18 protein-coding genes are annotated in these 25,134 nt (G+C 60.2%); 8 read left to right on the forward strand and 10 right to left on the reverse strand.

The genetic code is table 11. From position 1 onward, the window contains the following. Window positions 1-34: 34 nt before the first annotated feature. From O5O48_RS11400 to O5O48_RS11425, 6 genes are all read right to left on the reverse strand, one after another. Window positions 35-751, reverse strand: coding sequence for a TIGR04283 family arsenosugar biosynthesis glycosyltransferase (locus tag O5O48_RS11400; protein WP_269687052.1), 717 nt, complete (start codon window positions 749-751; stop codon window positions 35-37). After that, the gene (locus tag O5O48_RS11405; RefSeq protein ID WP_269687053.1) at window positions 715-2,856 is read right to left on the reverse strand and encodes an FAD-dependent oxidoreductase; all 2,142 of its coding nucleotides are present in this window, start codon (window positions 2,854-2,856) and stop codon (window positions 715-717) included. The genes O5O48_RS11400 and O5O48_RS11405 overlap by 37 nt, the downstream gene beginning before the upstream one ends. After that, entirely contained in the window at window positions 2,853-3,812 is a 960-nt protein-coding gene (locus O5O48_RS11410; RefSeq protein ID WP_269687054.1) for a metallophosphoesterase family protein, read from the reverse strand. Before O5O48_RS11410 ends, O5O48_RS11405 begins: the two co-directional genes overlap by 4 nt. Beyond that, window positions 3,809-5,191 carry a sodium:solute symporter gene (locus tag O5O48_RS11415; RefSeq protein ID WP_269687055.1) on the reverse strand — a complete coding sequence of 461 codons (1,383 nt, stop codon included), beginning with the start codon at window positions 5,189-5,191 and terminating at the stop codon, window positions 3,809-3,811. The genes O5O48_RS11410 and O5O48_RS11415 overlap by 4 nt, the downstream gene beginning before the upstream one ends. Window positions 5,192-5,212: 21 nt before the next feature. Next, window positions 5,213-6,181, reverse strand: a complete 969-nt coding sequence (gene arsS, locus O5O48_RS11420) for an arsenosugar biosynthesis radical SAM (seleno)protein ArsS (protein ID WP_269687056.1) — start codon at window positions 6,179-6,181, stop codon at window positions 5,213-5,215. A 230-nt stretch (window positions 6,182-6,411) separates the two neighbouring features. Continuing rightward, window positions 6,412-7,383 (reverse strand): helix-turn-helix transcriptional regulator, encoded by a 972-nt coding sequence (locus tag O5O48_RS11425; protein ID WP_228246129.1) that lies wholly within the window; start codon window positions 7,381-7,383, stop codon window positions 6,412-6,414. Between the two features lie 541 nt (window positions 7,384-7,924). Here O5O48_RS11425 and O5O48_RS11430 point away from each other — a divergent pair. Both O5O48_RS11430 and O5O48_RS11435 read left to right on the forward strand, forming a co-directional pair. Further along, window positions 7,925-9,733: a DUF1302 domain-containing protein gene (locus tag O5O48_RS11430; RefSeq protein WP_269688694.1), complete on the forward strand. Its 1,809-nt coding sequence runs from the start codon at window positions 7,925-7,927 to the stop codon at window positions 9,731-9,733. Window positions 9,734-9,763: 30 nt separating this feature from the next. After that, window positions 9,764-11,128, forward strand: coding sequence for a DUF1329 domain-containing protein (locus O5O48_RS11435; RefSeq protein WP_269688695.1), 1,365 nt, complete (start codon window positions 9,764-9,766; stop codon window positions 11,126-11,128). 197 nt (window positions 11,129-11,325) lie between these two features. Here the strand turns inward: O5O48_RS11435 and O5O48_RS11440 are convergent, their stop codons facing one another. Continuing rightward, complete coding sequence (locus O5O48_RS11440) at window positions 11,326-12,369, reverse strand: helix-turn-helix domain-containing protein (protein WP_269687057.1); 1,044 nt, start codon at window positions 12,367-12,369, stop codon at window positions 11,326-11,328. 261 nt (window positions 12,370-12,630) lie between these two features. Here O5O48_RS11440 and O5O48_RS11445 point away from each other — a divergent pair, with 261 nt between their 5' ends. From O5O48_RS11445 to O5O48_RS11460, 4 genes are all read left to right on the forward strand, one after another. After that, entirely contained in the window at window positions 12,631-14,445 is a 1,815-nt protein-coding gene (locus O5O48_RS11445; protein ID WP_269687058.1) for a DUF1302 domain-containing protein, read from the forward strand. Window positions 14,446-14,480: 35 nt separating this feature from the next. Continuing rightward, window positions 14,481-15,845 (forward strand): DUF1329 domain-containing protein, encoded by a 1,365-nt coding sequence (locus O5O48_RS11450; protein WP_228246180.1) that lies wholly within the window; start codon window positions 14,481-14,483, stop codon window positions 15,843-15,845. A gap of 148 nt (window positions 15,846-15,993) precedes the next feature. Continuing rightward, window positions 15,994-17,316, forward strand: a complete 1,323-nt coding sequence (locus tag O5O48_RS11455; protein WP_088273717.1) for a DEAD/DEAH box helicase — start codon at window positions 15,994-15,996, stop codon at window positions 17,314-17,316. A gap of 443 nt (window positions 17,317-17,759) precedes the next feature. Continuing rightward, entirely contained in the window at window positions 17,760-18,824 is a 1,065-nt protein-coding gene (locus O5O48_RS11460) for a 3-deoxy-7-phosphoheptulonate synthase (protein ID WP_269687059.1), read from the forward strand. Window positions 18,825-18,908: 84 nt separating this feature from the next. Here the strand turns inward: O5O48_RS11460 and O5O48_RS11465 are convergent, their stop codons facing one another. From O5O48_RS11465 to O5O48_RS11475, 3 genes are all read right to left on the reverse strand, one after another. Then, window positions 18,909-20,093 (reverse strand): multidrug effflux MFS transporter, encoded by a 1,185-nt coding sequence (locus tag O5O48_RS11465; protein ID WP_269687060.1) that lies wholly within the window; start codon window positions 20,091-20,093, stop codon window positions 18,909-18,911. Then, window positions 20,090-20,908, reverse strand: coding sequence for an alpha/beta hydrolase (locus O5O48_RS11470; protein ID WP_269687061.1), 819 nt, complete (start codon window positions 20,906-20,908; stop codon window positions 20,090-20,092). Before O5O48_RS11470 ends, O5O48_RS11465 begins: the two co-directional genes overlap by 4 nt. A 93-nt stretch (window positions 20,909-21,001) precedes the next feature. After that, window positions 21,002-21,931 carry a LysR family transcriptional regulator gene (locus O5O48_RS11475; protein WP_269687062.1) on the reverse strand — a complete coding sequence of 310 codons (930 nt, stop codon included), beginning with the start codon at window positions 21,929-21,931 and terminating at the stop codon, window positions 21,002-21,004. 128 nt (window positions 21,932-22,059) lie between these two features. Between O5O48_RS11475 and O5O48_RS11480 the strand changes: the two genes are divergently transcribed. Next, a complete protein-coding gene (locus tag O5O48_RS11480; RefSeq protein WP_269687063.1) occupies window positions 22,060-23,400 on the forward strand; it encodes an aspartate aminotransferase family protein in 1,341 nt (446 codons plus the stop codon). A 52-nt stretch (window positions 23,401-23,452) separates the two neighbouring features. Then, window positions 23,453-24,949 carry a CoA-acylating methylmalonate-semialdehyde dehydrogenase gene (locus tag O5O48_RS11485; RefSeq protein WP_233048194.1) on the forward strand — a complete coding sequence of 499 codons (1,497 nt, stop codon included), beginning with the start codon at window positions 23,453-23,455 and terminating at the stop codon, window positions 24,947-24,949. Window positions 24,950-25,134 lie beyond the last annotated feature (185 nt).

Consider the following 25,134-nt stretch of genomic DNA (forward strand, 5'->3'; position numbering starts at 1 on the left):
TGTGCGGGGTGCTGTGGTGCCTGCCGACAACCGGTTACAGTTGACGACGGGGAGCGCTGTAGCGCCGGGCCAGATCACGGGGATCTGCCCCCAGCCAGTAACGCAGCCGCAGCTGCCACATCAGCGTGATGGTGCGCAGGGTGCCGTTCTGCTGCCAGCGCCGGCTGGAGGTAGTGAGGCGCTCGGACAGGCACAGCGGCCTGTCGTGGCGGCGCAGCCGTTTGCTCAGCTCGATGTCTTCCATCAGGGCGATAGGCGCATAGCCGCCCAACTCGTTGAACAGGCGGCGCTCGACAAAGATGGCCTGGTCACCGGTGCACACGGCAGTCAGCCGCGAGCGCCAGTTCATCATCCACGCGACCACCGCCAGCAGTGGCGAGGAGGGGCTGAGCCGGACGTCAAAACGGCCCCAGCGATGCGGGCTGCCTGGTTTTGGCAGCAGATTGATAAAGCCGTCGGGCAGGCGGGTATCGGCGTGCAGAAACAGCAGCCAATCGCCTTTTGCCGGCGCCGCGCCGGCGTTCATCTGGGCTGCCCGGCCCGGCGCAGTCTGGATCAGTTGATCCACCAGCGGCCTGGCAAGGGGCACGGTGCCATCGCTGCTGCCGCCGTCGACCAGAATGATTTCCAGCTCACCGCGCAGCGGTTGCAGCGGCGTAAGGGCGGCAACGATGCCGGCAGCTTCGTTGCGCACCGGCATGATGATCGACAGCTTCAACCGCGCCTCCAGGCGTGAAAGCGTGCGACCCACTGCAGCAGGCGCTCCGGCTGATGGGCACGTTTCCATTGGCCGGCGGCGTACTTGTTCGCTTCGCTCAGGGTTGGGTAGCTGTGCACGGTGCCGAGGATCTTGTTCAGGCCGAGGTTGTGCTTCATCGCCAGCACGTATTCGGCGATCAGCTCACCGGCGTGGGCGCCGACGATGGTGACGCCGAGAATGCGGTCGCGGCCGGGCTCGGTCAGCACCTTGACGAAGCCTTCTGCGGCCTCGTCGGCAATAGCACGGTCCAGGTCGTCGATACCGTAGCGGGTTACCTCATATTCGACCCCTTGTTCTTGCGCTTCGGTTTCCGACAGCCCGACGCGGGCGACCTCCGGATCGGTAAAGGTGCAGTGCGGCAGCACCCGGTAATCCACTTTGAAGCGGCGGAAGCTGCCGAACAGCGCGTTGACGGCGGCATACCAGGCCTGATGGGATGCCGCGTGGGTGAACTGGTAGGGGCCGGTTACATCGCCCACAGCGAAGACGTTGGGGAAGCGGGTGGCGAGATACTCGTTGGTATCCAGCGTGCCGTTGTCGCGCACTGCGAGGCCCAGCGTTTCGATGCCATAGCCCTGGGTGTTGGCTACCCGGCCGAGGGCGACCAGCACGCAGTCAAACTCGATTTCTACTGACTGGTCACTGTCCTGCGAGCGGCAGATAACGGTCGGTGTGCCATTACGCAGTTCAAAGCGCTCGGCCTGGTGGTTGAGGCGCAGATCGACCCCTGCGTTGCCCAGACTGACCGTCACCAGTTCGCTGGCGTCGGCGTCTTCACGGGGCAGCAGGCGGTTGCCGCGCTCAACCTGGATGACCTGCGAGCCGAGCTGCTGGAAGGCCAGTGCCAGCTCGCAGCCGATCGGGCCGCCGCCGAGCACCAGCAACCGGCGCGGTTGCTCGCGCAGGTTCCAGACGGTGTCTGAAGTAACCATCGGCACGCTGTCGAGCCCCGGCAAGTCCGGTACGAGGGGGCGCGCACCGGCAGCGATGATGATATTGCGCGTGCTGATGCTGCGCCCGTTTACCTCTACGTGCCAGGGTGAGGTGATGCGCGCCTCACCGGTGATCACGTCGACGCCGAGGTCGGTGTAGCGCTCGACCGAATCATGTGGCTCGATCTGCTTGATTACCCGCTGGACGCGTTCCATTACCGCGGCAAAGTCGACGGTTGCCTCGGCGTGGCTGTAGCCCAGCGCGGGCGCCGTGCGGACTTCTGCGGCGAGCTTGGCCGAGCGGATCAACGCCTTGGACGGCACGCAGCCGGTGTTGAGGCAATCGCCGCCCATGGCGTGTTTCTCTATCAGGCTGACGTCGGCCTTGACCGCTGCGGCAATGTAGGCGCTGACCAGTCCGCCGCTGCCAGCACCAATTACCACCAGATTGCGGTCGAACTGTTTGGGCTTCTGCCAGCCTTTGTAGACGCGACGGGCCTTGATCACGTCCAGCAGGCGCCGGGCAATCAGGGGGAACAGCCCCAGCAGCACGAAGGCGCCGAGCAGCCCCGGCGAGAGGATGCCGGCCAGCGAGTCGAGCTGACCGAGTTCACGGCCGGCGTTCACGTAAACCAGGGTGCCGGGCAACATGCCGAGCTGGCTGACCCACCAGAAGGTACGGGCGGGCAGGCGGGTGAGGCCCATTGCCAAGTTGATCAGAAAGAACGGAAACGCCGGCACCAGCCGCAGGGCAAACAGGTAGAACGCGCCTTCGCGGTCGATGCCATGGTTGATGCGTTCCAGTCGTGAGCCAAAGCGCTGCTGAACCCAGTCCTGCAACAGAAAGCGGCTGATCAGCATCGCCAGCGTCGCCCCGGCGGTGGAGGCAAAGGACACCAGCAGCAGACCCCAGCCAAGACCAAACAGGGCGCCGCCGATCAGGGTCAGCAGCGCGGCGCCGGGCAGCGACAGCGCCGTCACCAGCACATAGAGCCCCACATACAGGGCGCTGGCGAGTATTGGCTGGCTGGTTACCTGCTGGTCAAGGACCTGCTGCTGGGCTTTCAGCGCGTCCAGACTCAGGTGCTGCTGCAGACCCGAGGCAAAGAAGCCCGCGACCAGCGCCACGACCACGGCGAGCAGCAACAGACGACGCAGGTTCATGACAGCATCTCCAGCGCACAGAGCACGTTGGCGAGGGTAAAGCCCTTGATGCAGGCCTGTTCGGGCGTCATGTCGGTTCCTTGGTTGATGCGCTGCCAATACGACAGCGCAGCGGGTGAGTTGTCAGGCCACTGGCGTTTGAACTCAGCGGCAAAGGCGCGCTGATCGTAAGTGACGGGCAGTGCTTCGACGATCAGCGAGCCGACCCGCACGCGGTAGAGCGCGGCGGCGGAAGCAGTGCGCGCGATGCGCGTGATCAGGCCGTAGCGGCCGTTGTTGAAGTTGGGCATGCCAGCGGCGCCGTTGTTGATCACCGCCCACTCGCCGTTGCTCAGCGCGGCCGGGCTGCAGGTATGGCTGCAGGCAAGTACGCGGATGCAGTTTTCTGCGAACCAGCGGTGCAATTGCTGCTGACGCTCCGGTTTCTGCAGTTGCGCGTGATCGCACTGCCAGCCGGCCAGCGACTGCTCATCGCCGTGGGTGATGGCGATGCGCTCGCCGGCGACGTTGGCTATCAGGGTGGCGGGGCGGTTGCCGAGCTGTTCAGCCATGCCGGGCAGGCTGTTGACCGTCTGTTGCAGCTGCTGATGAATGCGGTTGGAGCGCTCGACCGTGGCGGCGTCGGTCTGCTCCGGGTAGGCGCAGCCGCAACCGAAATCGTCGCCCGCGCGGGCCAGTTCGGTTTCAACATTGCCGCGCAGCGGGTAGTGCCGTTGCAGGCGTTGCTCGATATCGCTGAACACCTCCGGGTCGCGGTCGAACCAGTGGGCGTCACCGTTGAATACGGCTGTGGCGCCGGGTTCGCCAGCGACGCGCCGCTCAATGGCGTCCAGCGCCTGACGGTTACCGTAGAGCCCGCCGATCACGTACAGCACCTCGCACGCAAGGTTTACGGGGGCGCTGAAGGTCTCGGCGGGCAGTCGATAGTCTGCCGGGCAACTACGTCCCTTGCTCATACGGCTTTCCGGGTCAGCATGCCGGGCAACAGGTATCCGGCGGTACACAGAATCAGCCCGTACAGGTTGGTGCCGAGCAGCAGTGCGTAGCGACCGTCACCAATAGCCCAGCTCTGCGGAATCCAGCCAAGGGTGAGGGCAACGCCAAGCCCGATGCCGGTCCAGAAACTCAGGTGAAAGCCGAGCCGGGTGGGCCGCACGAAGCCGTGCAGCAGAAACACCGGTGCCAGCCCGATAACCATGGTGCCGCTGATGGTGGTGGCCTTGAGAATGTCGGTGCCGGCGAGCATCGGCAGGTTGCCGAGCAGGGCGAACACCAGCATGGTCGCCATGCCGACGCCGATGGCTTTCTGGCCCAGATCACGCTGCAGCAGGGCGGGCAACTCGCGGCCGCTGAGGCGGGCGAGGCTGGAGAAGGTCGAGTCGAGGGTGGAGCCGGCGGCGGAAATCATCACCAGCGTCATCACGATCAGTGCGCCAACACCAAGACTTTTCGCCAGCGCGGCGGGTACGTTGCCACCGGCCTCGATACCACCGAGGGTGGCGTGCACGCCGATCAGGCTGAAGGCCAGAATGGCAGCGAAGCCCAGCACGCCAGCCAGGGTGAAGGCGCGCAGCATGGATTTCTCTTCACTGATGAAGCCGCGGTCGGTCAGCACCGGGTCGTGAAAGGGGTAGCTCAGTAGTTGCAGGCAGGCGACCAGAAACAGATCCACACCGGCGTTAAGCGCCCAGTGGCTGGTGCTGGTCAGCTCGGCGGTGCTGTGATTCGGCAATACCAATCCCAGCACCCAGACCAGTGCGATGACGAAGATTGCGGCCTGCGCCGCGTCGGTCAGAATCGAGCTGCGCAGACCGCCGCGCAGGCTGTAGGCCAACGTCACAGCGGTAAACAGCAGTGCTGCGCCGATAAACGCCGGACTGCCGCTGTCGCCGTAGTAGCCGCCGACTACGGCGGTATTGCTCCAGACCTCATTGAACAGGCGAATCAGAATCGCCGCCGAGAACGCCAGCGCGGCGCTGCGGCCGTAGTTGCTGGTCAGAAAGCTGACCAGACTGGTTGCCTGAAAACGTCGGCGCAGGCGGTAGATCACCAGCCCGCAGAGCGGGATAGACAGCCAGTAGGTGGCGTAGGCGAGGCCGCCGACCAGACCAAACTCGGCACCGAGATTGGCGGCATTGGTGACCGACTTGGCGAAGATCCAACTGATGAAGATGCTGGTGGTCAGCAGCAGTGGCGAGGCTTGGCGGCCCTGGCTGTCTTCGCCATTGAAAAAGCCGCCAATGGTGACGGTGCGCGGCGACAGCCAGTACATCAGCGCGCCGTAGGCGATCAGAAAGCCCCAGAAAAACAGGCCGGTAAGGCTAGTCGCGGTCATGTGGTGCAATCCTGTCCCTGATCAGTTTGTATTGAGAACGCCGCCGCAGCTGGAGCCCTGTCCGGCGGTGCAGGCGAAGCAGTGGTCGCGGGTGGCGATGGGGTGGTCGGGCAGATCGGCGTTGAGCAGATCACGCAGGTGCGGACGGTCCGACGCCAGTACCGGCATGGGCAGCTCCAGCATCTGGTTGAAATCGCAGTCGTATAAATAGCCGCGCCAGTCGATGCTGACGGTACTGCGGCACATCAGGCCGGGCAGGTTGCCTGGGCTGAAATTGTCGCGCAGCAGCTGCATGTACTGGTTGAACTGCCCGCGGCTGACCAGGGTACTGCCGAAGCGGGCAATCGGCTGGTTGGTGATGGTGTGCAGGTGGTTGAACTGGATGCCGAAGTCTTCCTGCAGGTGCTGTTTATAGTCTGCTTCCAGCGCTTGCTGCGGCGGCGGCAGGCTGGGGCCTTGCGGGTTGTAGACCAGATTCAGCTCCAAATCGCTGCCTGGCTGGCCGTAGCCCAGCGCGTTCAGCTGCCTGAGCCCGGCGATGCTGCGCTCGAATACGCCGTCGCCGCGCTGGCTGTCGACGTTGTCGCGCGAATAGCAGGGCAGGGAGGCGGAGATCGCCACGCCCGAATCGGCAAGGAATTGTGCCAGATCCTCATGGCCGGGTTCGGACAGGATGGTCAGATTGCAGCGGTCGATCACCTTCAGCCCCGCTGCACGGGCGCGGGCGACCAAGGTGCGAAACTGCGGGTGCATCTCCGGCGCCCCGCCGGTCAGATCCAGCGTGCTGACCGGGTGAGCGTCAATGACGTCACACAGCAGCTCGATCAGCTCGTCCGACAAGGCCTCGGTGCGGGTTGGTCCGGCGTTGACGTGGCAGTGCAGGCAACGCTGGTTGCAGCGGTAGGTGAGATTTACCTGTAGCGTTTCGAGTGCACTGCGCCGAAGCGATGGAAAGTCCAGCTGATTCAGTAAGGGCAGGGTATCGCGCACGTTTTTTCCTCATATCCGTTGACCATCAGACGCAGCAGAATGGGCTTTGTTACAGCGTCGCACATCTTGGTCGGCCTGGCATCAGAGTCTGGAAGCTTGAGAGGGGTTACGCCAGTGCGTCGCCCGTTGGCGGCTTGCGCCTCGGCCGAGTGCGGTACGGGCGCTTTGGTGGTGGCAGACTTGAGTAAGTGTTTAACCTGAGCCCGAGCAATGCTCTGCTCAGGCAGGCGTCAGGGGTTCTCGTCGCTGCGATTCAGCTCGCGCCGATAAGCGGTCGGGCTCATATTGGTCCAGCGGCGGAAGGCGCGGGTAAAGCTGCTGGGGTCCAGAAAGCCCAGCTCGTAGGCAATGCTGGTAAGCGAAAGCTGACCGTCGCTGATCATGCGGAGGGCAGCTTCGCGGCGCACGTCGTCGGCCAGCTGCTCGTAGCTGGTCCCTTCCTGGCTGAGCTTTCTGCGCAGATGGCGCGGACTGATGTTGAGCGGCGCAGCTACCCGTTCTGCGCTGATGTCGCCTGAGCCGAGTAGCAGATGGATACGACGCTTGACCTGTTCGCTCAGCGCGTGGCTGGGCAGCACAGCCTGCATCGCTTCCAGCGTCTCAATCAGCCTTGGCAGGATGAAGGGGCTGGAGGTGGCGAGTGGCTTGTGCATCAGGCGGCGATCCAGAACCAGTCGGTAGTCGTCACCGAACTCCACTGTGTTGCGGGAAAACAGGCGCCGCTGGCCCTCCGGGTCTTCATCTGCGCGAACCAGCTGCAGCTTGCGCACCAGGCCCTGGTCATCCAGATCCAGGCGATTGAAATAGCGGGCCAGATAGCCAATCACCGCTTCCACATGCTGCTGGTGGGGGCTGCCAATCGGGCGCAGTGTCAGCGCAATGCCTTCGTCATCGGGTTCGCACACCAGTTTCAGCTGAATGCTGAACAGGCTGAAGAAACGGGTCAGCAATGTCAGTGCCGCTTCGATATGCTCGCTGGCCGCTGCTGCCAGGGCGAGGGTGGCGAATGGGGTTGGCACAAACACCCGATGCATGCGCAAGGCGAAGTGGGGATCTTCCGAGACTTTCAGGGCTTCGCTCCAGCCGTGGGAACAAAGTGCCTGATCGACGAACTGAGGTTGGCCTACTGGAAGCGTTATCCAGGGAGCCAGCTGGCTGGAGCTGCCCAGTGAGACGCCATACTGTTTCAGTGCCTGTTCCATGGCGCGCAACCAGAAAGCACTTTCGCGCACCCGCGCGAAGGAATCTGAGCTTGAGTATTCGAGCATCGAGACGCTGATCCATTCTTGTTGTGACAAAACAGCATTTTGTCTTTATCGCCGGGCAGTATAGCGATAAATCCGAGCGGGAAAAGCCTGCGCGCAGTTCCGCAGAGCAAAATTATGTTGCAGTTAATGTATCGGCTGCGTTGTTGGCTTTTTTTCTTGGTGATGTATTGCTTTGTGTCTGTCAGGCTGGGTGGGGTTTGGCGAAATTGTCGCGAAAGGCTGCTTGAGGATGACAAGACCCCCTTTAAGCAGGGAGTTTCAGAGCATTTAGAGGCGTTTCCAGGTCCGGGCGGAAGCCTGATGCCGTGACATCTACTCATGCTTATAGTGTCAATTCATCAAATGAATGTCCTTTCCGGTCAAGTATGTTGGCCGTATGGGGCAAGTCTTTCGTGCTGGCCTCGTGACAGACTGCGGGAGCCTTGAACACGCACAGGTCGTGCGTGAGTTCATGTCACCCAAACGGAGCAGCACAATGACAAAAAAAATGCATTGCTGGTCTCTTGCCGCATTGCCTCTGGCGATTGGCATGGCCACTTTCTCGGGCGCTGCAAACGCAGTCGCTTTCAATATCGGTGAAGTCGAAGCCCAACTGGACTCTCAGCTGTCCGTGGGTGTGAGCGTTTCGACTCAGAACGCTGATAAGCGCTTTATCTCTGTAAATAACGGTGGTGAAGCAGCAGCGCGGACTTCCGACGATGGTCGCCAGAACTACGGTTCCGGTGATGCTTTCTCCAAAATTTTCCGCGGTGTTCACGACCTTGAGCTGCGTTACGGCGACTCCGGCGCATTCTTCCGTGGTAAGTATTGGTACGATTTTGAAACCAAGGATGGCCACCAGAGCTTCTATGATATCGACGATTCAAGTCGTGATCCGCTTCAGAAAGCGTCCGGCGTAGCGCTGCTCGACGCGTTCATCTATCACAACTACTTTATCGGCAACAATCCCGGCAATATCCGCCTCGGCCGTCAGGTTGTAAGCTGGGGTGAGTCTACCTTTATTCAGAACTCTATCAACTCCATCAACCCGATTGACGTTGCCGCCCTGCGCCGTCCGGGAGCTGAGTTGAAGGAAGGGCTGCTGCCGGTCGAAATGCTTTATCTGTCTCAGGGCTTGACCGAGAACCTGAGCATGGAGGCGTTCTACCAACTGAAGTGGGCTCCGACCGTTCTCGACAACTGCGGCACCTTCTTTGGCTCGGATACTTTGGCGAAGGGCTGTATTGATCGCTTGGTCTTCAACGGAACAGACTTCCCGCAGGGTGAACAGCCTAATTTCACCTACATCGCCCGCAGCGAGAAGGATCGTGAGGCGAAGGACGAGGGGCAGTTCGGCGTTGCGTTCCGCTGGTTTGTACCTGAGCTGAACGACTCTGAGTTCGGTTTCTACGCTATGAACTATCATAGCCGCTCTCCGATTTACTCCAACATTGCTGGCGATCTGGCTGGTCCGTTCAATAACGGAATTCCGACACCTGGTCTTGATGGAACACTCGGTGCTGCCGGATATTTCTTTGAATATCCCGAAGATATTCGTCTGTACGGCGTGAGCTTACAGACCAGCGTGGCTGGTGCGTCAGTGGGTGGTGAAATCAGCTACCGTCCCAATATGCCGATGCAGATCAACACAGGTGATATGAGCCGTACAGCGCTGCAGCTGGGTGCCGACAATACTCACCGCGATTACGCGGATGTTGCTCCGGGAACCTACATTCCAGGCTATCAGCGTAAAGAGTTCTGGCAGGCCCAGGTCAGCGTAATTCAGTTCTTTGATCGTGTCCTGGGCGCAAGTCGTCTGGCTCTGGTCGGTGAAGCGGGCGTCAACTACATCGGTGGCCTGGGTGACGTGAAGTTTGGTCGTGACTCGCTGTTTGGTCAAAGCCCATTCGTCGATGGCGATACCGGTCTGGGCGCTTTGCCGGCTGGCCAGTGTTCCTCCAACGAGGGTACGGCTGCACCGGGTCGATCCCCGAATGCGGCAAGCTGGTGTGAAAACGATGGTTTCTACACCTCCTGGTCTTCTGGTTACCGCATCCGCGCGTCGCTGGACTACAGCAACGTTATCGCCGGTATCAACCTGAGCCCGAATGTGTCCTGGTCGCACGACGTTGAAGGCTATGGCCCGAACTTCACTGAAGACGCCAAGGCAATCAGCATCGGCCTTAACGCGGACTACGGTAACAAGTACAACGCCAGTATCAGCTACACCGACTTCTTCGACGGCAAGTACAACACCGCCGTTGACCGTGACTTTGCGTCCGTCAGCTTCAGCGTAAGCTTCTAATACGGACCACAGGAGAGTAACACTATGCGTATGCAACAAACTCTGATGGGTGTCGGCGGTCTGGCACTCAGCCTGATGGCCTCAAGCGTCATGGCCCAAACCCTGACCCAGGCTGAAATCGATCAGCTGGGCACTTCCCTGACGCCGATCGGCGCAGAGAAGGCTGGTAATGCTTCCGGCACTATTCCGGCCTGGACCGGTGGTCTGCCGACAGATGCCGGTCAGTCCTTGCCGAACAACTTCCTGGAGAATCCGTTCAAGGGCGAGCAGCCCGAGTTCGTGATCACTGCCCAGAACCTGGAGCAGTACAAGGCTAACCTGACCCCTGGTCAGATCGCCCTGTTCGAGCGCTATCCGGAAACTTTCCGTATGCCGGTCTACCAGAGCAAGCGTACCGTCGCGTTCCCGCAATCTGTCTACGACCAGGTCAAGGCTACTGCCGGCCAGGCCAAGCTGGTCAATGGCGGTGATGGTATCTCCAACTTCGCTCATGGCTCCTTCGCGTTCCCGATTCCGAAGTCCGGTGCTGAAGTGGTTTGGAACCACAACACCCGCTATCGCCTGAACGTGCACCGCTGGTACATGCAGGCCATGCCGCAGACCAACGGCTCCTTCACCCTGATCAAGATGGAAGAGGAAGTCGGTTATCCGGAGCAAATGTCCGATGTTGACGCATCGACCATGCCGAACACCCTGCTGTTCTTCAAGCAGCGTGTGAATGCGCCGGCCCGTCTGGCAGGTAACGTGCTGCTGGTTCACGACAGCCTGGATCAACTGAAAGAGCCGCGCATGGCGTGGGTCTACAACGCCGGTCAGCGCCGTGTACGTCGTGCTCCGCAGGTTGCCTACGACGGCCCGGGTACCGCCTCTGACGGTATGCGTACTTCTGACAACTTCTCCATGTACAACGGTGCACCTGACCGTTACGACTGGACCCTGGTTGGCAAGAAGGAAATCTACATTCCTTACAACAGCGGCAAGCTGACCGAGCCGGGCGTTCAATACGCCGATGTACTGCAGGCTGGTCACGTGAACCCGGAATACACCCGGTTTGAGCTGCACCGTGTATGGGAAGTGCAGGGTAACGTCAAGCAGGGTCAGCGTCATATTTACGCTCAGCGTAACTTCTTTGTTGACGAAGACTCCTGGATGATCAGCATGGCCGACCATTACGATGGTCGTGGCACGCTGTGGCGGGTGGGTGAAGGCCACCTCGGCTTCAACTACCAGCAGAAGATCCCGGGTTATGCACTCGAGACCCTGTACGACCTGCTGGCAGGCCGCTACATCGCTCTGGGTATGTACACCGAAGAGAACTCTGCGCCGCAGTACGACTTCGACCCGAGCTACAACCAGTTCACTCCGGCAGCACTGCGTGCATCCGGCGTTCGCTGAGTTGAGCTGATCGCAGTACAGGAAGGGAGCCGCAAGGCTCCCTTTTTTGTTTATGGGGCTGGAGCTCAGTCGGGAATGTGGCGGGTGCCCGGCAGGATGGCCGGGTGAGTGCAGCTCCTGCGTAGGGACGCGACATGTCGCGTCCGTCAACGCTGGCTAGCTCGTCATGCCAAGCCCTGATGCAGGCCTGGCCAGTGTCAGGAGGGGACGGCGCTTTGCTTTGCCTGGCTGCGAAAGCTGGTTGGGCTCATGCCTGTCCAGCGTCGGAATGCGCGGGTAAAACTGCTGGGGTCAAGAAAGCCCAGTTCGAAGGCAATACGGCCCAGGTTCAGTTTCCCTTCCTTTATAAGGCGAATGGCAAGCTCCATTCGAACCTCATCCAGCAACTTCTCGTAGGTGGTTCGGGTCTCACTGAGTTTGCGGCGAAGGTGCCTCGGGCTCATGTTGAACGGTGTTGCCACCAGTTCTTCAGATACCTCCCGTTCAGACACCAGAACCCGGATGCGCTGTTTGACCTGTTCCGCAAAGTCGAGGTTGGGCAGGTCGCTGAGCATGTCTTCCAGCGAGGCGTCCAGGCGCTTGCGCAGGAAGGCATCGGCATTGGGCAGGGGCGTGCGCAGCAGGCTCCGGTTCAGGCGGAATGACATGCGCTTGGCGCCGAGGCGAACCCGGTTGCCGAGCAGTGTCTCGCACAGGTCCCGGTTGCGTTCGTGCTCGCCAGTGAGGCGGCTTTCCAGCATCAGCGAAGCCCGTCCGATGCCAAGCCCTTCCCAGATCTTGTTGCATTGGCTCATCACCGCTTCCATATGCAGAGGATGCGGGTTGCCGCGCGGCTGGAAGTACAGAGTGAGGTACTGATCATCCTCTACCGAGTAGAGTTGAACCTGGCTGCTGAAAATCGGCATGAAGCGGATGAGGCGCTGAATGGCTTCGCCCAGTGTTTCGCTGGAGGCGGCGGAAAGCGCCAGCAGGGAGAGGGTGTTGGACTGATAGTGGCGGCCCATGCGCAGGCCGAAGCACTCATCCTGGGACAGTTTGGCTGCAGCGTTCCAGAGACGGTTCATATCGCTCTGGCTGATGTGCATCTGGCTGAGGTCTGAAGGCTTGCAATGCTGGCGCAGGTCAGCGGGCAGGTCGCGGACTGTTTTGCCGTACAGTTCGAGCCCCTGGGCAATCCCCTGTGCCCAGAAGCAGCGTTCGTGCACGCGCTCCGAGGAAAGAGCATGGTTCTGTGGAGTCATGGGCTTTGTCGCCTGAATTTTATTATTTTGATCGACTGCAACTGGCGTTAACAATAAAACACAAAGTCCTATTGTGCAAAATTATGCAACGGATAATTGCGGGCTTTGGATCAAGGGTATTCAGCATGTGAATGTCCCTAGCGGCCAAAAAACTCGTCCGAATCGGCCAAATCGCGTTCCGATCTCGTGACAGACTTGGTTCCGGTGCTAGACGGCTCGCGTCGTCTTGAACCCATGATTCAAATCTAACGGAGCAGCACAATGACAAAAAAAATGCATGCTTGGTCGCTTGCCGCATTGCCGCTGGCAATCGGTCTGGCCAGTTTCTCTGGATCGGCTGGGGCAGTTAACTTCAATATCGGTGACGTGGAAGCGCAGCTGGATTCGCAAGTATCTGTAGGTATGAGCGTATCTACTCAGAATGCGGACAAGCGTTTTATTTCGCTGTCCAATGGGGGAGAGGCTGCTGCTCGGACCTCTGACGATGGCCGACTGAACTACAGCTCCGGAGACGTATTTTCCAAAATCTTCCGTGGCGTTCACGACCTTGAGCTTCGCTATGGCGACTCTGGTGCATTTATTCGCGGTAAGTACTGGTACGATTTTGCGACAAAAGACGGCCACCAGAACTTCTACGATATTGACGACTCCGGTCGCCCGCCGCTGGTCAAGGGTGCAGGCGTGGCTTTGCTGGACGCCTTCGTCTACCACAACTATTTCATCGGCAACAATCCGGGCAATATTCGTCTGGGTCGCCAGGTAGTCAGCTGGGGTGAGTCAACCTTTATCGGTAACTCCATCAACTCCATCAACCCGATTGACGTGGCCGCTTTCCGCCGCCCGGGCGCCGAGATCAAGGAAGGTCTGTTGCCGGTCGAGATGCTGTACATCTCTCAGGGCCTGACCGAAAACCTGAGTATGGAAGCCTTTTATCAGCTCAAGTGGCATCCGTACGCGATTGATAACTGCGGTACTTTCTTCGGTTCTGATACCCTGGCCACTGGCTGTAACGATCGCCTGGTTTACGCTGGTACTGACTTCCCGCAAGGTGAACAGCCTGCGGGAACTGTTATTTCTCGTACAGAGAAAGACCGTGAGGCCAAGGACGAAGGGCAGTTTGGTGTCGCTTTCCGCTGGTTCGTTCCTGAGCTGAACGACTCCGAGTTTGGCTTCTACGCTATGAACTACCATAGCCGCACTCCTATCTATTCCAACACTGCGGGTCTGTTTGCAGTGACTACTAACCCCGCTCATCTGCTGCCGGGCTTGGGCGGAACGCTGGGTGCTGCGGGCTATTACTTTGAATATCCGGAAGATATTCGCCTTTATGGCATGAGCTTCCAGACTTCCGTTGCCGGTACTTCGCTGGGTGGTGAAATCAGCTACCGTCCGAACATGCCGCTCCAGCTGAACACCGGTGATATGAGTCGTACCGCTCTGGTGAACCCTGCAACTGGCCAGGACAATACCCACCGTGGCCTGACTGTCGGCTTTGGTGATGATATCGAAGGCTACGAGCGCATGGAGGTTTACCAGGCGCAAGTGACCGCTATCAAGTTCATTGAGCGCGTGCTTGGTGCTAGCCGCTTGTCTCTGGTTGGTGAGGCAGGTGTCAACTATGTTGCCGGTATTGGTGATCTGAAATTTGGTCGTGACTCACTGTTTGGTCAGAGCCCGTTTGTCGAAGGCGATGGCGGTCTGGGAGTGCTCCCTGCAGGTCAGTGTTCCTCTAACGAAGGCACTGCTCCGGCTGGTCGTTCGCCGAATGCCGCAAGCTGGTGTGAAAACGACGGCTTCTACACTGACTGGTCCTGGGGCTATCGTGTCCGCGCCTCGCTGGATTACTCCAACGTTTTCGCTGGGGTGAACCTCAGCCCGAACCTGACTTGGTCGCATGACGTTGAGGGTTACGGCCCGAACTTCACCGAAGATGCCAAGGCAATCAGTATTGGTCTGAACGCCGATTACGCGAACAAGTACAACGCCAGCATCAGCTACACCGACTTCTTCGACGGTAAGTACAACACCGCCGTTGACCGTGACTTTGCGGCCGTCAGCTTCAGCGTAAGCTTCTGATCAGACAGGCCATAAGGAGAAATAACAATATGCGTATGCAACAAACTCTGATGGGTGTCGGCGGTCTGGCCCTGAGCCTGATGGCATCCTCTGTAATGGCGCAAACCCTGACCCAGGCTGAAATCGATCAGCTGGGTACTTCCCTGACACCGATCGGTGCAGAGAAGGCCGGTAATGCTGCGGGGACCATTCCGGAATGGACCGGTGGTCTGCCGCGTGATGCCGGTAAGGAACTGGAAGATCACTTCTACGAGAACCCCTTCGCTGGTGAGCAGCCGGAGTTCGTGATCACCGCTCAGAACTACCAGCAGTACAAGGACAATCTGACCCCGGGTCAGGTCGCCATGTTCGAGCGTTATCCTGAAACCTTCCGTATGCCGGTCTACCAGAGCAAGCGTACTGTCGGTTACCCGCAGTCTGTCTACGATCAGGTCAAGGCAACTGCCGGTCAGGCCAAACTGGTCAACGGCGGTGACGGCATCTCCAACTTCAGCCACGGAACCTTTGCGTTCCCGATTCCGAAGTCCGGTGCCGAGGTTGTCTGGAACCACAACACCCGCTATCGCGTAAACGCTCATCGCTGGTACATGCAGGCCATGCCGCAAACCAACGGATCCTTCACGCTGATCAAGCTGGAAGAGGAAGTGGGTTACCCGCAGCTGATGCCTGACGTCGACGAGTCGACCATGCCGAACACCCTGTTGTTCTTCAAGCAGCGTGTGAACGCTCCGGCCCGTCTGGCAGGTAACGTACTGCTGGTTCACGATAGCCTGGATCAGTTGAAAGAGCCGCGTATGGCGTGGGTATACAACGCCGGTCAGCGCCGTGTACGTCGTGCTCCGCAGGTTGCCTACGACGGCCCGGGTACCGCGTCTGATGGTATGCGTACTTCCGACAACTTCGCCATGTATAACGGTGCACCTGACCGTTATGACTGGACCCTGGTTGGCAAGAAGGAAATCTACATTCCGTACAACAGCGGCAAACTGACCGAGCGTGGCACCCAGTACGCCGACGTTCTGCAAGCTGGTCACGTCAACCCGGAATACACCCGTTTCGAGCTGCACCGCGTATGGGAAGTTCAGGGCAACGTCAAGGCAGGTCAGCGTCACATTTACGCTCAGCGTAACTTCTTCGTTGACGAAGACTCCTGGATGATCACCCTGGCCGATCACTACGATGGTCGCGGTACTCTGTGGCGTGTAGGTGAAGGTCACCTGTCCTTCAACTACGACTACCAGATCCCGGGTTACTCGCTGGAAACGCTGTATGACCTGCTGGCAGGTCGTTACATCGCACTGGGTATGTACACGGAAGAGGTCTCCGCTCCAGACCTGACCTATGTACCGACCTACAATCAGTTCACACCGGCTGCCCTGCGTGCTTCGGGTATCCGTTAAGTTCTGATGCTGCTGTAAACGTTTGGGTTTGAGGGGATATCTTCGGATATCCCCTTTTTTTGTCTCTGGTCCGCTCCCGACAGGGAGCTTCGTCCTTCACTCTGCTAAACTTCGGCTCTGTTAATTCCCGAACTTCAGAGTGACTTCATTGTTCAGCCAATTTGATCTGCACGAGCGTCTGCTCAAGGCGCTTGCCGAGCTTTCCTTTCAGCAACCAACCGAGGTTCAGGCCGCAGCTATTCCGCCTGCCATTGAAGGCAAGGACCTTTATGTCATCGCCCAGACCGGCAGCGGCAAGACGGCCGCGTTCGTGCTGCCCATGCTGCAACGGCTGCTGGCAGACGAAAGCAAGCCGCTCGCGCCCCGCGCTCTGATCCTGGTGCCCACGCGCGAACTGGCCCGTCAGGTGTCGAAGGATTTTGCTGCGCTGGCCAGGTTCACCTTTATCAAGGCTGAGCAGGTTACCGGCGGCGAAGACTTCCGCGTCCAGGCGGCGCGTCTGCGCAAGAATCCGGACATTGTGGTGGCCACTCCGGGACGCGCGCTCGAGCAACTGACAGCGGGCAATCTGGATCTGGGCAGTGTGCAGACTCTGGTGCTGGATGAAGCGGACCGCATGCTGGATATGGGCTTTGCCGAGGATGTGGGCAAGTTGGCTGACGCCTGCCCGGGCGAGCGCCAGACCATGCTGTTTTCCGCCACCAAGGGTAATCGCGGTCTGCAGCGCATGATCGACTCGGTTCTTTCCGAGCCGCAGATTCTTGAGCTGAACTCCGTACGCGATGACACGCCGAGTATCACTCAGCAAGTTATTCCTGCGGACGACAACGCCCACAAGGAAGCCATGCTCAAGTGGCTGTTGCAGAATCAGGGCGATGGCAAGACCATCGTCTTCACCAATACCCGGGTCATGGCGGATCGCCTGAACGGAGTGCTGCGGGCTCTGGATCTGCGCGTCTACGTGCTGCACGGCGAGAAGGATCAGAAAGATCGCTATCTGGCGGTGGAGCGCTTCAAGCAAAGCGCCAACGGTATTCTGGTGGCGACTGACGTTGCTGCCCGTGGTCTGGATATCGTTGAGCTGGATCGGGTCATCAACTTTGACATGCCGCGCAGTGGCGACGACTACCTGCACCGGGTTGGCCGCACCGGCCGTGCGGGTGCCGAAGGTCTGGCTATTTCGCTGGTCAGCCCGCACGAGTGGAACCTGATGTCGAGCATCGAGCGCTACCTGCGCCGCCAGTTCGAGCGTCGTCTGCTGGCTGAAGTGCCCGGCAGTTTCAAGGGGCCTAAAAAGGTCAAGTCTTCGGGCAAGCCGGTTGGCAGCAAGAAAAAGAAAGACGGTAAAAAGGATGGTAAGAAGGCGGCGCCAAAGTCGAAGAAGCCGAGGGCGGGCAAGCGTCCGTCACGCCCGCCGACAGGGCAGGTAGTGACGTCGTCTGACGGTCTGGCACCGCCTAAACGTCGATGATTGAAGGCGGAAGGGGGTTGCGCCCTGCGCAACTCATCCGTTAGAGTCGGGCTATTGTTTAAAGGTAATCAAGCCATGACACACCGTTCCGCCCAGATTGTTGTCGCCAGCGCCCTGCGTGCTGTCGCTTCTGCGCGCGTGGCGGTTGGTTACTTTTATTTTGGGTATTGGTTTAGCCAAAGGCGCGCCTGATACCCCACAGGCGCCCTGAATTGACGGGTCGCCACCAGAGAATCAAGAAACCCCGGTCGGCTACCCGACCGGGGTTTTTTATTTGGCTTTGCAGATTCGAGGAATGACCATGTACGCACAACGCTCTTACAACCCGCGCTCTTACTGCAGCTGGCGATTTTGCTTCGGCACCCTGACCTCACGACATTCACTCGATCGAACACCAAGATAGCGCCGCGGCGGCAAGACCGCCCCGGCTAAGGAAGCAAAAGATGACTGCCACTGTAACCGCACTTGCCAGCGCTGCTCCGACCACCAAGAGTGCCGCCCGCCGCACCCAGACCTTGTCGACACCGGCTCAGCTGCGCGAACGCCTGCCACTGAGCGACGCTCAGGCCGAGGCCATTAACGCTCATCGCCAGGCTGTTCGTGACATCCTTGATGGCAAGGATGACCGTCTGCTGGTGATTACCGGCCCGTGTTCCCTGCATGACCCCGACGCCGCGCTTGAATACGCCGAGCGACTGGCCCAGTTGCAGCGTCGTGTTGCTGATCGCCTGCTGCTGGTCATGCGTGCCTACGTCGAAAAACCGCGTACCACGGTTGGCTGGAAGGGCATGCTCTACGATCCGCAGCTCGACGGCAGCGGTGACATGGCGGCCGGTCTGGCGCTTTCCAGACGCACCATGCTGGCAATCAGTGAGCTGGGTCTGCCGATTGCAACCGAGCTGCTGCAACCGCTGGCCGCCAGCTACCTTGATGACCTGCTCAGCTGGGGTTGCGTTGGTGCGCGTACCAGCGAGTCGCAGATTCACCGGGAGATGGTCAGCGGGTTACACCTGCCGGTTGGCTTCAAGAACGGGACCGACGGCAGTGTGGCGGTTGCCTGTGATGCCATGCGATCCGCCCGGCATCCGCATCAGCATTTCGGCATGGACATGCATGGCCGGCCGGCGCTGGTTGAAACGACCGGCAATGCTGATACGCATATTGTGCTGCGTGGCGGTCATGGCGGCCCGAATTACCAGGCCGAAGCCGTAGCGAGGGTGCGAGCAGAGCTCGAGCGCCTGGGCATGCCGGCCTCGCTGGTGGTCGATTGCAGTCACGCCAACAGCGGCAAGGATCCGCTGCGTCAGCCAGAGGTACTGGCTGATGTGGTTGCCCAGCGCGCTGCGGGCGACCTCAGCCTGCGTGGCGTGATGCTGGAAAGCCATCTGTTTGACGGTTGTCAGGCACTGTCCGGTGAGCTGCGTTACGGCGTATCCATCACCGATGGTTGTCTGGGTTGGGAGGCTACCGAGCAGGCTTTGCTTGCTGCTGCCGATCGACTTCGCTGAGCCGGCCGCCAGCTAACGCAGGTTGAACCGGGGTCGACCGAGCAAACGTCACCAGGAATCGACGGTGGCGTTTGCCCGGGTGCCTCATGCCATTTGTGGCTCGCGGTGTGCGGAATACAGCAAGAATCCACCCAGCGAGCACAGCGCGGCTGCGCTCAGCAGCAGGCCCAACGTCAGTGACGGTGGCAGGGCAATGGCACTGATCAGGCCGGTGCCGATGGCGGCGACAGTCATCTGCAGAAAGCCCAATAACGATGATGCCAGCCCCGCCTGCTCGGCGAAGGGCTGCAGGGTTACTGCGGTGCCCAGCGGGTTGATCACGCCCATACCGGCCAGAAACAGACAGATTGCCAGGCAAAATTGCAGCAGATCCTGGCCTTCATGCAGCAGTACCTGCGACACGCCACCTGACAGCGCAAGCAGACTGCCAATAATCACAACTGGAATGGCGCCCCATCGCTGGGCCAGTCGCGGAGCCAGTATTCCCGCGCTGAAAACCACCAACACCGTCGCGGCAAAGAACACGCCGAGCTGCAGGCTGCTGTAGCCCATCCCGCGTATCATGATGGCTGGCGCGGACGCGAAGAACGCATAGAGTCCGCCGATTACCAGGCTGACTGACAGTGCCGGAAGAGCAAACCGGCGGTCCCCAAGCAACTGCAGATAAGCCGTTGCCGTACCGGCTACAGTCATCTTCAAGCGTGCTGAAGGCGCATGGGTTTCATTCAGCAACAGGCTGTAGCTCAGGATCAGCGCCGAACCCGCTGCGGCGACCAGTACAAAGCTGGTGCGCCAGCCAAACTGACTGTCTATCACGCTACCTATCAAGGGCGAGAAGCCCGGTGCGGCGGCCATGGCAACCATAATGAAAGCCAAGGCCTTTGCCAGCAGCGGGCCGTCATACAGGTCGCGTGCCACCGCTCGCGCCAGTACCGATGCAGCGCACACACCGGCTGCCTGAATCACCCTGGCGGCCACCATGGTGCTCAGGTCGGTTGCGCCAGCGCCGAGCAGGCTGCCAAGCACAAACAGCGTCAGACCACCGAGAATCAGCGGCCGACGACCGTAGCGGTCGGAAAGCGGCCCTACCAGCAGTTGTCCGACAGCAAACACCAGAAAGAAGCTGCTCAACGTCAGCGCCATGTCGGCCGGGGCGGCATTCAGCGAGGCGGCCATCGCCGGGAAGGAGGGCAGAATGATGGTGGTCGACAGTGTGCCGACAGCCGCCAGCCCGGACAGCAGTACCAGCGTGCGGGTCGAGGTCCTCATGCCTGGGCTCCGGCTTTGTGGGTGCTGCTCAGTAGCGCACAGCTGCGTGCAATCACCTGCGGGTCGGTCAGGATTCTGCGGTGCCCCAGACCTTCCAGCTCGACCAGTTCGGAGTCGGCCCAATGGCGGTGCAGGTCAGCCGAGGCGATGAAGGGCACCACACGGTCGGTCGGATCGTGCATGATCAGCGCCGGGTGCCGCAGCCCGTGCTTGAGCGCCTGCAGGTTCATCTCCGCCGGCGGGATGCCGATATGCTGCTCCACCCACGTGCTGAATTCGCGCTGTTCTTCGGCTGTAAGTCCATGCCCCAGCGCCTGCAATTGCAGCATGGGGCTGAGCGAGGAAGGACCGCACAGGTGCACGCTGGCGTTGACACTCAGCCCGTGGGCAAAGGCCCAAAGGCTGGCTGCCGAGCCCAGCGAATGAGCAATCACGCCGTGGATTGGGCCAAGGTGTTCTGCCAGCGCGGCCAGAGCGCGTCCGGCGTGCACCGGGCTGCTGAGACTTCCACCGGAATCACCATGCGCTGGCAGGTCGAAGAGGGTGACTGCAAAGCCAGCGCGCAGCAGCGGGTCGACGAAGGCCGCCAGGTGTGAGCCGCGGCTGTCCCAGCCGTGTACCAGCAGCACGCGCGGGCCGAGACCCATGTTCCAGACGGAGATGTCGCCATCAGCGTAGGGGAAGGTGCCGTGCTGAGCCTGGGAGAGAAGCGCGCGCTCCAGGCTGCTTGCCCGAATGCGCTGCGGCACGCTGAATGCGCGACAGGCGCTATCGATCGCAGATGATGGTGCGGTGCTGGCATGAGAGCTGTTCATGGCGGAACTCCTTTTTAAATGACGACTTTAATTTAAATTAAATGTCGACCATCATCTTAAAGGAGTCAAGCTTTTTCGCTGTCTCGGAAATGGTCAGTTGGAGATAGGAGTGCCTGCCAGCGCCTCGAGGAAGCTTTCCAGTACCAGATGGCGGCGTCTGCCCTTGCGAGTGACTGCAGACAGCACCAGGTCGTAGTGATAGCGAGTGGGATCGAGTGCGCGCATGCGCCCACTGGCAACCCATTGGGCCGCATAGTGGTCCGGCAGGTAGCCGATGTAATGCCCGGTCAGCAGCAGGAAGGCAATGCCCTCGCGGTCGGAGGCTGTGGCGGTACAGCGCAGGGCCTGAAACTGTTGCTGAACCTCGGCCGGAACGCGAAAGCTGGGCGAGATGGCATCGTGGCGGCGCAGTTCTTCCAGCGTCAGCTTGCTGTCCTCCAGTGCAAACAGGGGGTGGCCGGCAGCGCAATAGAGTTCGGCGCGCTCGCTGTACAGCGGCTGGTACTCAAGCCCTGACAGCGCGCCGACCTGCGGAATCACACCAACGTGCAGGCGACCATCCAGTACGCCCTGTTCGACCTGGCCCGGAGCGGACATGCTGATCTGTATGCGCACGTCCGGCCCTCGGGTTTTCAAACGTGCCAGCGCATCTGTGACCCGCATGTGCGGCATGGTGACAAGGTTGTCGGTCAGGCCGATGTTCAATTCGCCGCGCAGGTGCTGGTGCAGACCATTGACCTCGGTGCGGAAGTTTTCCACCGCCGAGAACAATTGCAGTGCGGCCTGATAGACCTCGCGGCCGTCCTCGGTCATGGCAAAGCCCGCGCGCCCGCGCTGGCACAGGCGCAGGCCCAGACGTTGCTCCAGGTCGCTCATCTGCTGGCTGATCGCCGAGCGGCCGATACCCAGCACGCTTTCGGCGACCGAAAAGCCGCCGCATTCGACGACCGTACGAAACACCCGCAGCAGGCGCAAATCAATATCCGAGAGCTGGGCAAAGGGGGCAGGGCGGCGGGATTTCATTGTTTAGTTATTTCCAAACTGAAGGTATGAAAAGTCATGTTTTATCATACCTTTTGCTGTGGCACCGTATAGCCATTGAAAACACCGGCGTAGACGCGCCCTTTGCCGACTTTTCGTGAGGCACCAGCATGCAAGACCAAAGCACCCAACAGATCGCCGGCCAGCTCAAGCTGGATGCGCACTGGATGCCGTTTTCGGCCAACCGCAACTTCCATCGTGACCCGCGCCTGATCGTTGCTGCGAAAGGCAGCTGGCTGACCGATGCCGACGGACGGCAGGTCTACGACAGCCTGTCTGGCCTCTGGACCTGCGGTGCCGGACACTCGCGCAGCGAGATCCAGCAGGCGGTCGCCCAACAGTTGGGGACGATGGATTACTCACCGGGTTTCCAGTTTGGCCACCCGATGTCGTTCCAGCTCGCTGAACAGATCGCTGCCAAACTGCCGGGTGACTTGAATCATGTGTTCTTTACCAACTCCGGGTCCGAGTGTGCCGATACGGCGGTAAAAATGGCGCGTGCCTACTGGCGCTTGAAGGGCCAGCCGAACAAGGCGCGGATGATTGGTCGCGCCCGTGGCTACCATGGTGTCAACATCGCCGGCACCAGTCTGGGCGGCATTGGTGGTAATCGCAAAATGTTCGGTCAGTTGATGGAGGCCGATCATCTGCCGCATACCCTGCAGCCGGGGATGGCGTTTACCCGCGGAATGGCCGAGACCGGCGGTGTCGAGCTGGCCAACGAGATGCTCAAGCTGATCGAGCTGCATGACGCCTCCAATATCGCGGCGGTCATCGTCGAGCCGATGTCAGGCTCGGCGGGTGCCATCGTACCGCCCAAGGGCTACCTGCAGCGTCTGCGCGAAATTTGCGACCAGCATGACATTCTGCTGATTTTTGACGAGGTCATCACCGGTTTTGGTCGCCTGGGCTGCTGGACCGGCGCCGAGTACTTTGGCGTCACCCCGGACATCATGAACCTGGCCAAGCAGATCACCAACGGCGCCATTCCAATGGGGGCGGTGGTTGCAACTAGCGAGATCTACAACACCTTCATGCAACAGAATGCCCCGGAGCACGCGGTCGAGTTCGGTCACGGCTACACCTATTCGGCGCATCCGGTGGCCTGCGCTGCCGGTCTGGCCACCCTGAAACTGCTTGAAGACGACGCGCTGGTGCAACAGGCTTCCGAGCTGGCACCACACTTCGAGCGCACATTGCACGGCCTGCAGGGCGTGAACCATGTACTGGATATCCGTAACTGCGGACTGGCGGGAGCCATTCAGCTGGCGCCGCGTGGCACCGACCCGATCATTCGCCCCTTTGAAGCGGGTATGGCGCTCTGGAAGGCAGGCTTTTATGTTCGCTTTGGTGGCGATACCCTGCAGTTTGGACCGACTTTCAATGCGCGGCCTGAGGATCTGGACCGCCTGTTTGATGCCGTGGGCAGCGTGCTGAGCACGCTTGACTGACTTTTTCGGCTGCCTGCACAGCGGGCAACGCCATGTTTCCCAGGAGTAGATGATGACCAATATTACCCATTTGATCGACGGCCATCCGGTGGCTGGCAGCGGCCGCAGTGCCGACGTGTTCAACCCGTCCACTGGCGCGGTCAGCGGTCAGGTACCGCTGGCCGATGAGTCCGTCATCCAGCAGGCCATTGATTCGGCCAAGGCTGCCTTCCCGGCCTGGCGACGTACGCCGGCGGCCAAGCGTGCGCAGATCATGTTCCGCTTCAAGCAATTGCTGGAAGAGAATGAAAACGCCATCGCAGAAATGATCAGTGCCGAGCACGGCAAGACCATCGAGGACGCCATTGGCGAACTCAAGCGCGGTATCGAGAACGTCGAATACGCCTGCGCCGCCCCGGAGGTTCTCAAGGGCGAATACAGCCGCAACGTCGGCCCGGATATCGACGCCTGGAGCGACTTTCAGCCGGTCGGCGTGGTGGCCGGTATCACCCCGTTCAACTTCCCGGCCATGGTGCCGCTGTGGATGTATCCGCTGGCCATCGTCTGCGGCAACTGCTTCATTCTCAAGCCGTCCGAGCGTGATCCGACGTCCACCTTGTTCATTGCCGAATTGCTGCACCAGGCCGGTCTGCCCAAGGGGGTACTGAACGTCGTCCATGGCGACAAGCAGGCGGTCGATGCGCTGATCGCCGCGCCTGAGGTCAAGGCGCTGAGTTTTGTCGGTTCGACCCCGATTGCCGAATATATCTACGCTGAAGGTACCAGGCGCGGCAAGCGCGTGCAGGCGCTCGGCGGCGCCAAAAATCACGCGGTGCTGATGCCCGATGCGGATCTGGACAACGCGGTCAGCGCATTGATGGGGGCTGCCTACGGCTCCTGCGGCGAGCGCTGCATGGCCATTTCAGTGGCGGTTTGTGTAGGTGATCAGATTGCCGACGCACTGGTCGAGAAACTGGTACCCCAGATCAAGGCGCTGAAGGTCGGTCCAGGCACTACCTGCGGTCTGGATATGGGGCCGCTGGTGACCGGGCAGCATCTGGATAAGGTCACCGGCTACGTTGAAGACGGTGTGAAAGCCGGCGCCGAGCTGGTGGTCGATGGTCGCGGGCTGAGCATCGATGGCCACGAACAGGGCTTCTTCCTCGGTGGTTGCCTGTTTGATCGCGTCACCCCTGAAATGCGCATCTATCAGGAGGAGATATTTGGTCCGGTGCTGTGCGTCGTGCGCGTGAACAGCCTGGAAGAGGCCATGCAACTGATCAACGATCACGAGTACGGTAACGGCACATGTATCTTCACCCGTGACGGTGAGTCTGCGCGTCTGTTCTGTGATGAGATCGAAGTCGGTATGGTCGGCGTCAACGTACCGCTGCCGGTGCCGGTCGCCTATCACAGCTTTGGCGGCTGGAAGCGCTCGCTGTTTGGTGATCTGCACGCCTATGGCCCGGACGGGGTGCGTTTCTATACCCGCCGCAAGGCAATCACGCAGCGCTGGCCCAAGCGCGCCAGTCATGAGGCGGCGCAGTTTGCGTTCCCCAGCAATGGCTGAGCAGTAGGTCTAAAGGCCGCCTCCGGGCGGCCTGTTTGTTTTGGCCATCATTGTTCGCAGTCGAGCCCTAAGCGGTGTTCCTTGAAGGCTTGATTACGATTTTTGATGCCTGTTTAGGTTGGCGGTCTGTGATGTGGCACCTACAATGCGGAGGCTTACGCATTTTGCGTTCTGCCAGCGGGTTC

The sequence above is a fragment of the Halopseudomonas sp. MFKK-1 genome, from assembly GCF_027474385.1.
GTDB classification, from domain to species: domain Bacteria; phylum Pseudomonadota; class Gammaproteobacteria; order Pseudomonadales; family Pseudomonadaceae; genus Halopseudomonas; species Halopseudomonas aestusnigri.

Bases quoted from the DNA above. Each gene is read 5' to 3' on its own strand.
- O5O48_RS11440 (WP_269687057.1), bottom strand. From the start codon at position 12,369: ATGACTCCACAGAACCATGCTCTTTCCTCGGAGCGCGTGCACGAACGC.
- O5O48_RS11450 (WP_228246180.1), top strand. From the start codon at position 14,481: ATGCAACAAACTCTGATGGGTGTCGGCGGTCTGGCCCTGAGCCTGATG.
- O5O48_RS11430 (WP_269688694.1), top strand. From the start codon at position 7,925: ATGACAAAAAAAATGCATTGCTGGTCTCTTGCCGCATTGCCTCTGGCG.
- O5O48_RS11435 (WP_269688695.1), top strand. From the start codon at position 9,764: ATGCAACAAACTCTGATGGGTGTCGGCGGTCTGGCACTCAGCCTGATG.
- O5O48_RS11410 (WP_269687054.1), bottom strand. From the start codon at position 3,812: ATGAGCAAGGGACGTAGTTGCCCGGCAGACTATCGACTGCCCGCCGAG.
- O5O48_RS11445 (WP_269687058.1), top strand. From the start codon at position 12,631: ATGACAAAAAAAATGCATGCTTGGTCGCTTGCCGCATTGCCGCTGGCA.
- O5O48_RS11460 (WP_269687059.1), top strand. From the start codon at position 17,760: ATGACTGCCACTGTAACCGCACTTGCCAGCGCTGCTCCGACCACCAAG.
- O5O48_RS11415 (WP_269687055.1), bottom strand. From the start codon at position 5,191: ATGACCGCGACTAGCCTTACCGGCCTGTTTTTCTGGGGCTTTCTGATC.
- O5O48_RS11480 (WP_269687063.1), top strand. From the start codon at position 22,060: ATGCAAGACCAAAGCACCCAACAGATCGCCGGCCAGCTCAAGCTGGAT.
- O5O48_RS11425 (WP_228246129.1), bottom strand. From the start codon at position 7,383: ATGGAACAGGCACTGAAACAGTATGGCGTCTCACTGGGCAGCTCCAGC.
- O5O48_RS11465 (WP_269687060.1), bottom strand. From the start codon at position 20,093: ATGAGGACCTCGACCCGCACGCTGGTACTGCTGTCCGGGCTGGCGGCT.
- O5O48_RS11470 (WP_269687061.1), bottom strand. From the start codon at position 20,908: ATGAACAGCTCTCATGCCAGCACCGCACCATCATCTGCGATCGATAGC.
- O5O48_RS11485 (WP_233048194.1), top strand. From the start codon at position 23,453: ATGACCAATATTACCCATTTGATCGACGGCCATCCGGTGGCTGGCAGC.
- O5O48_RS11405 (WP_269687053.1), bottom strand. From the start codon at position 2,856: ATGAACCTGCGTCGTCTGTTGCTGCTCGCCGTGGTCGTGGCGCTGGTC.
- O5O48_RS11475 (WP_269687062.1), bottom strand. From the start codon at position 21,931: ATGAAATCCCGCCGCCCTGCCCCCTTTGCCCAGCTCTCGGATATTGAT.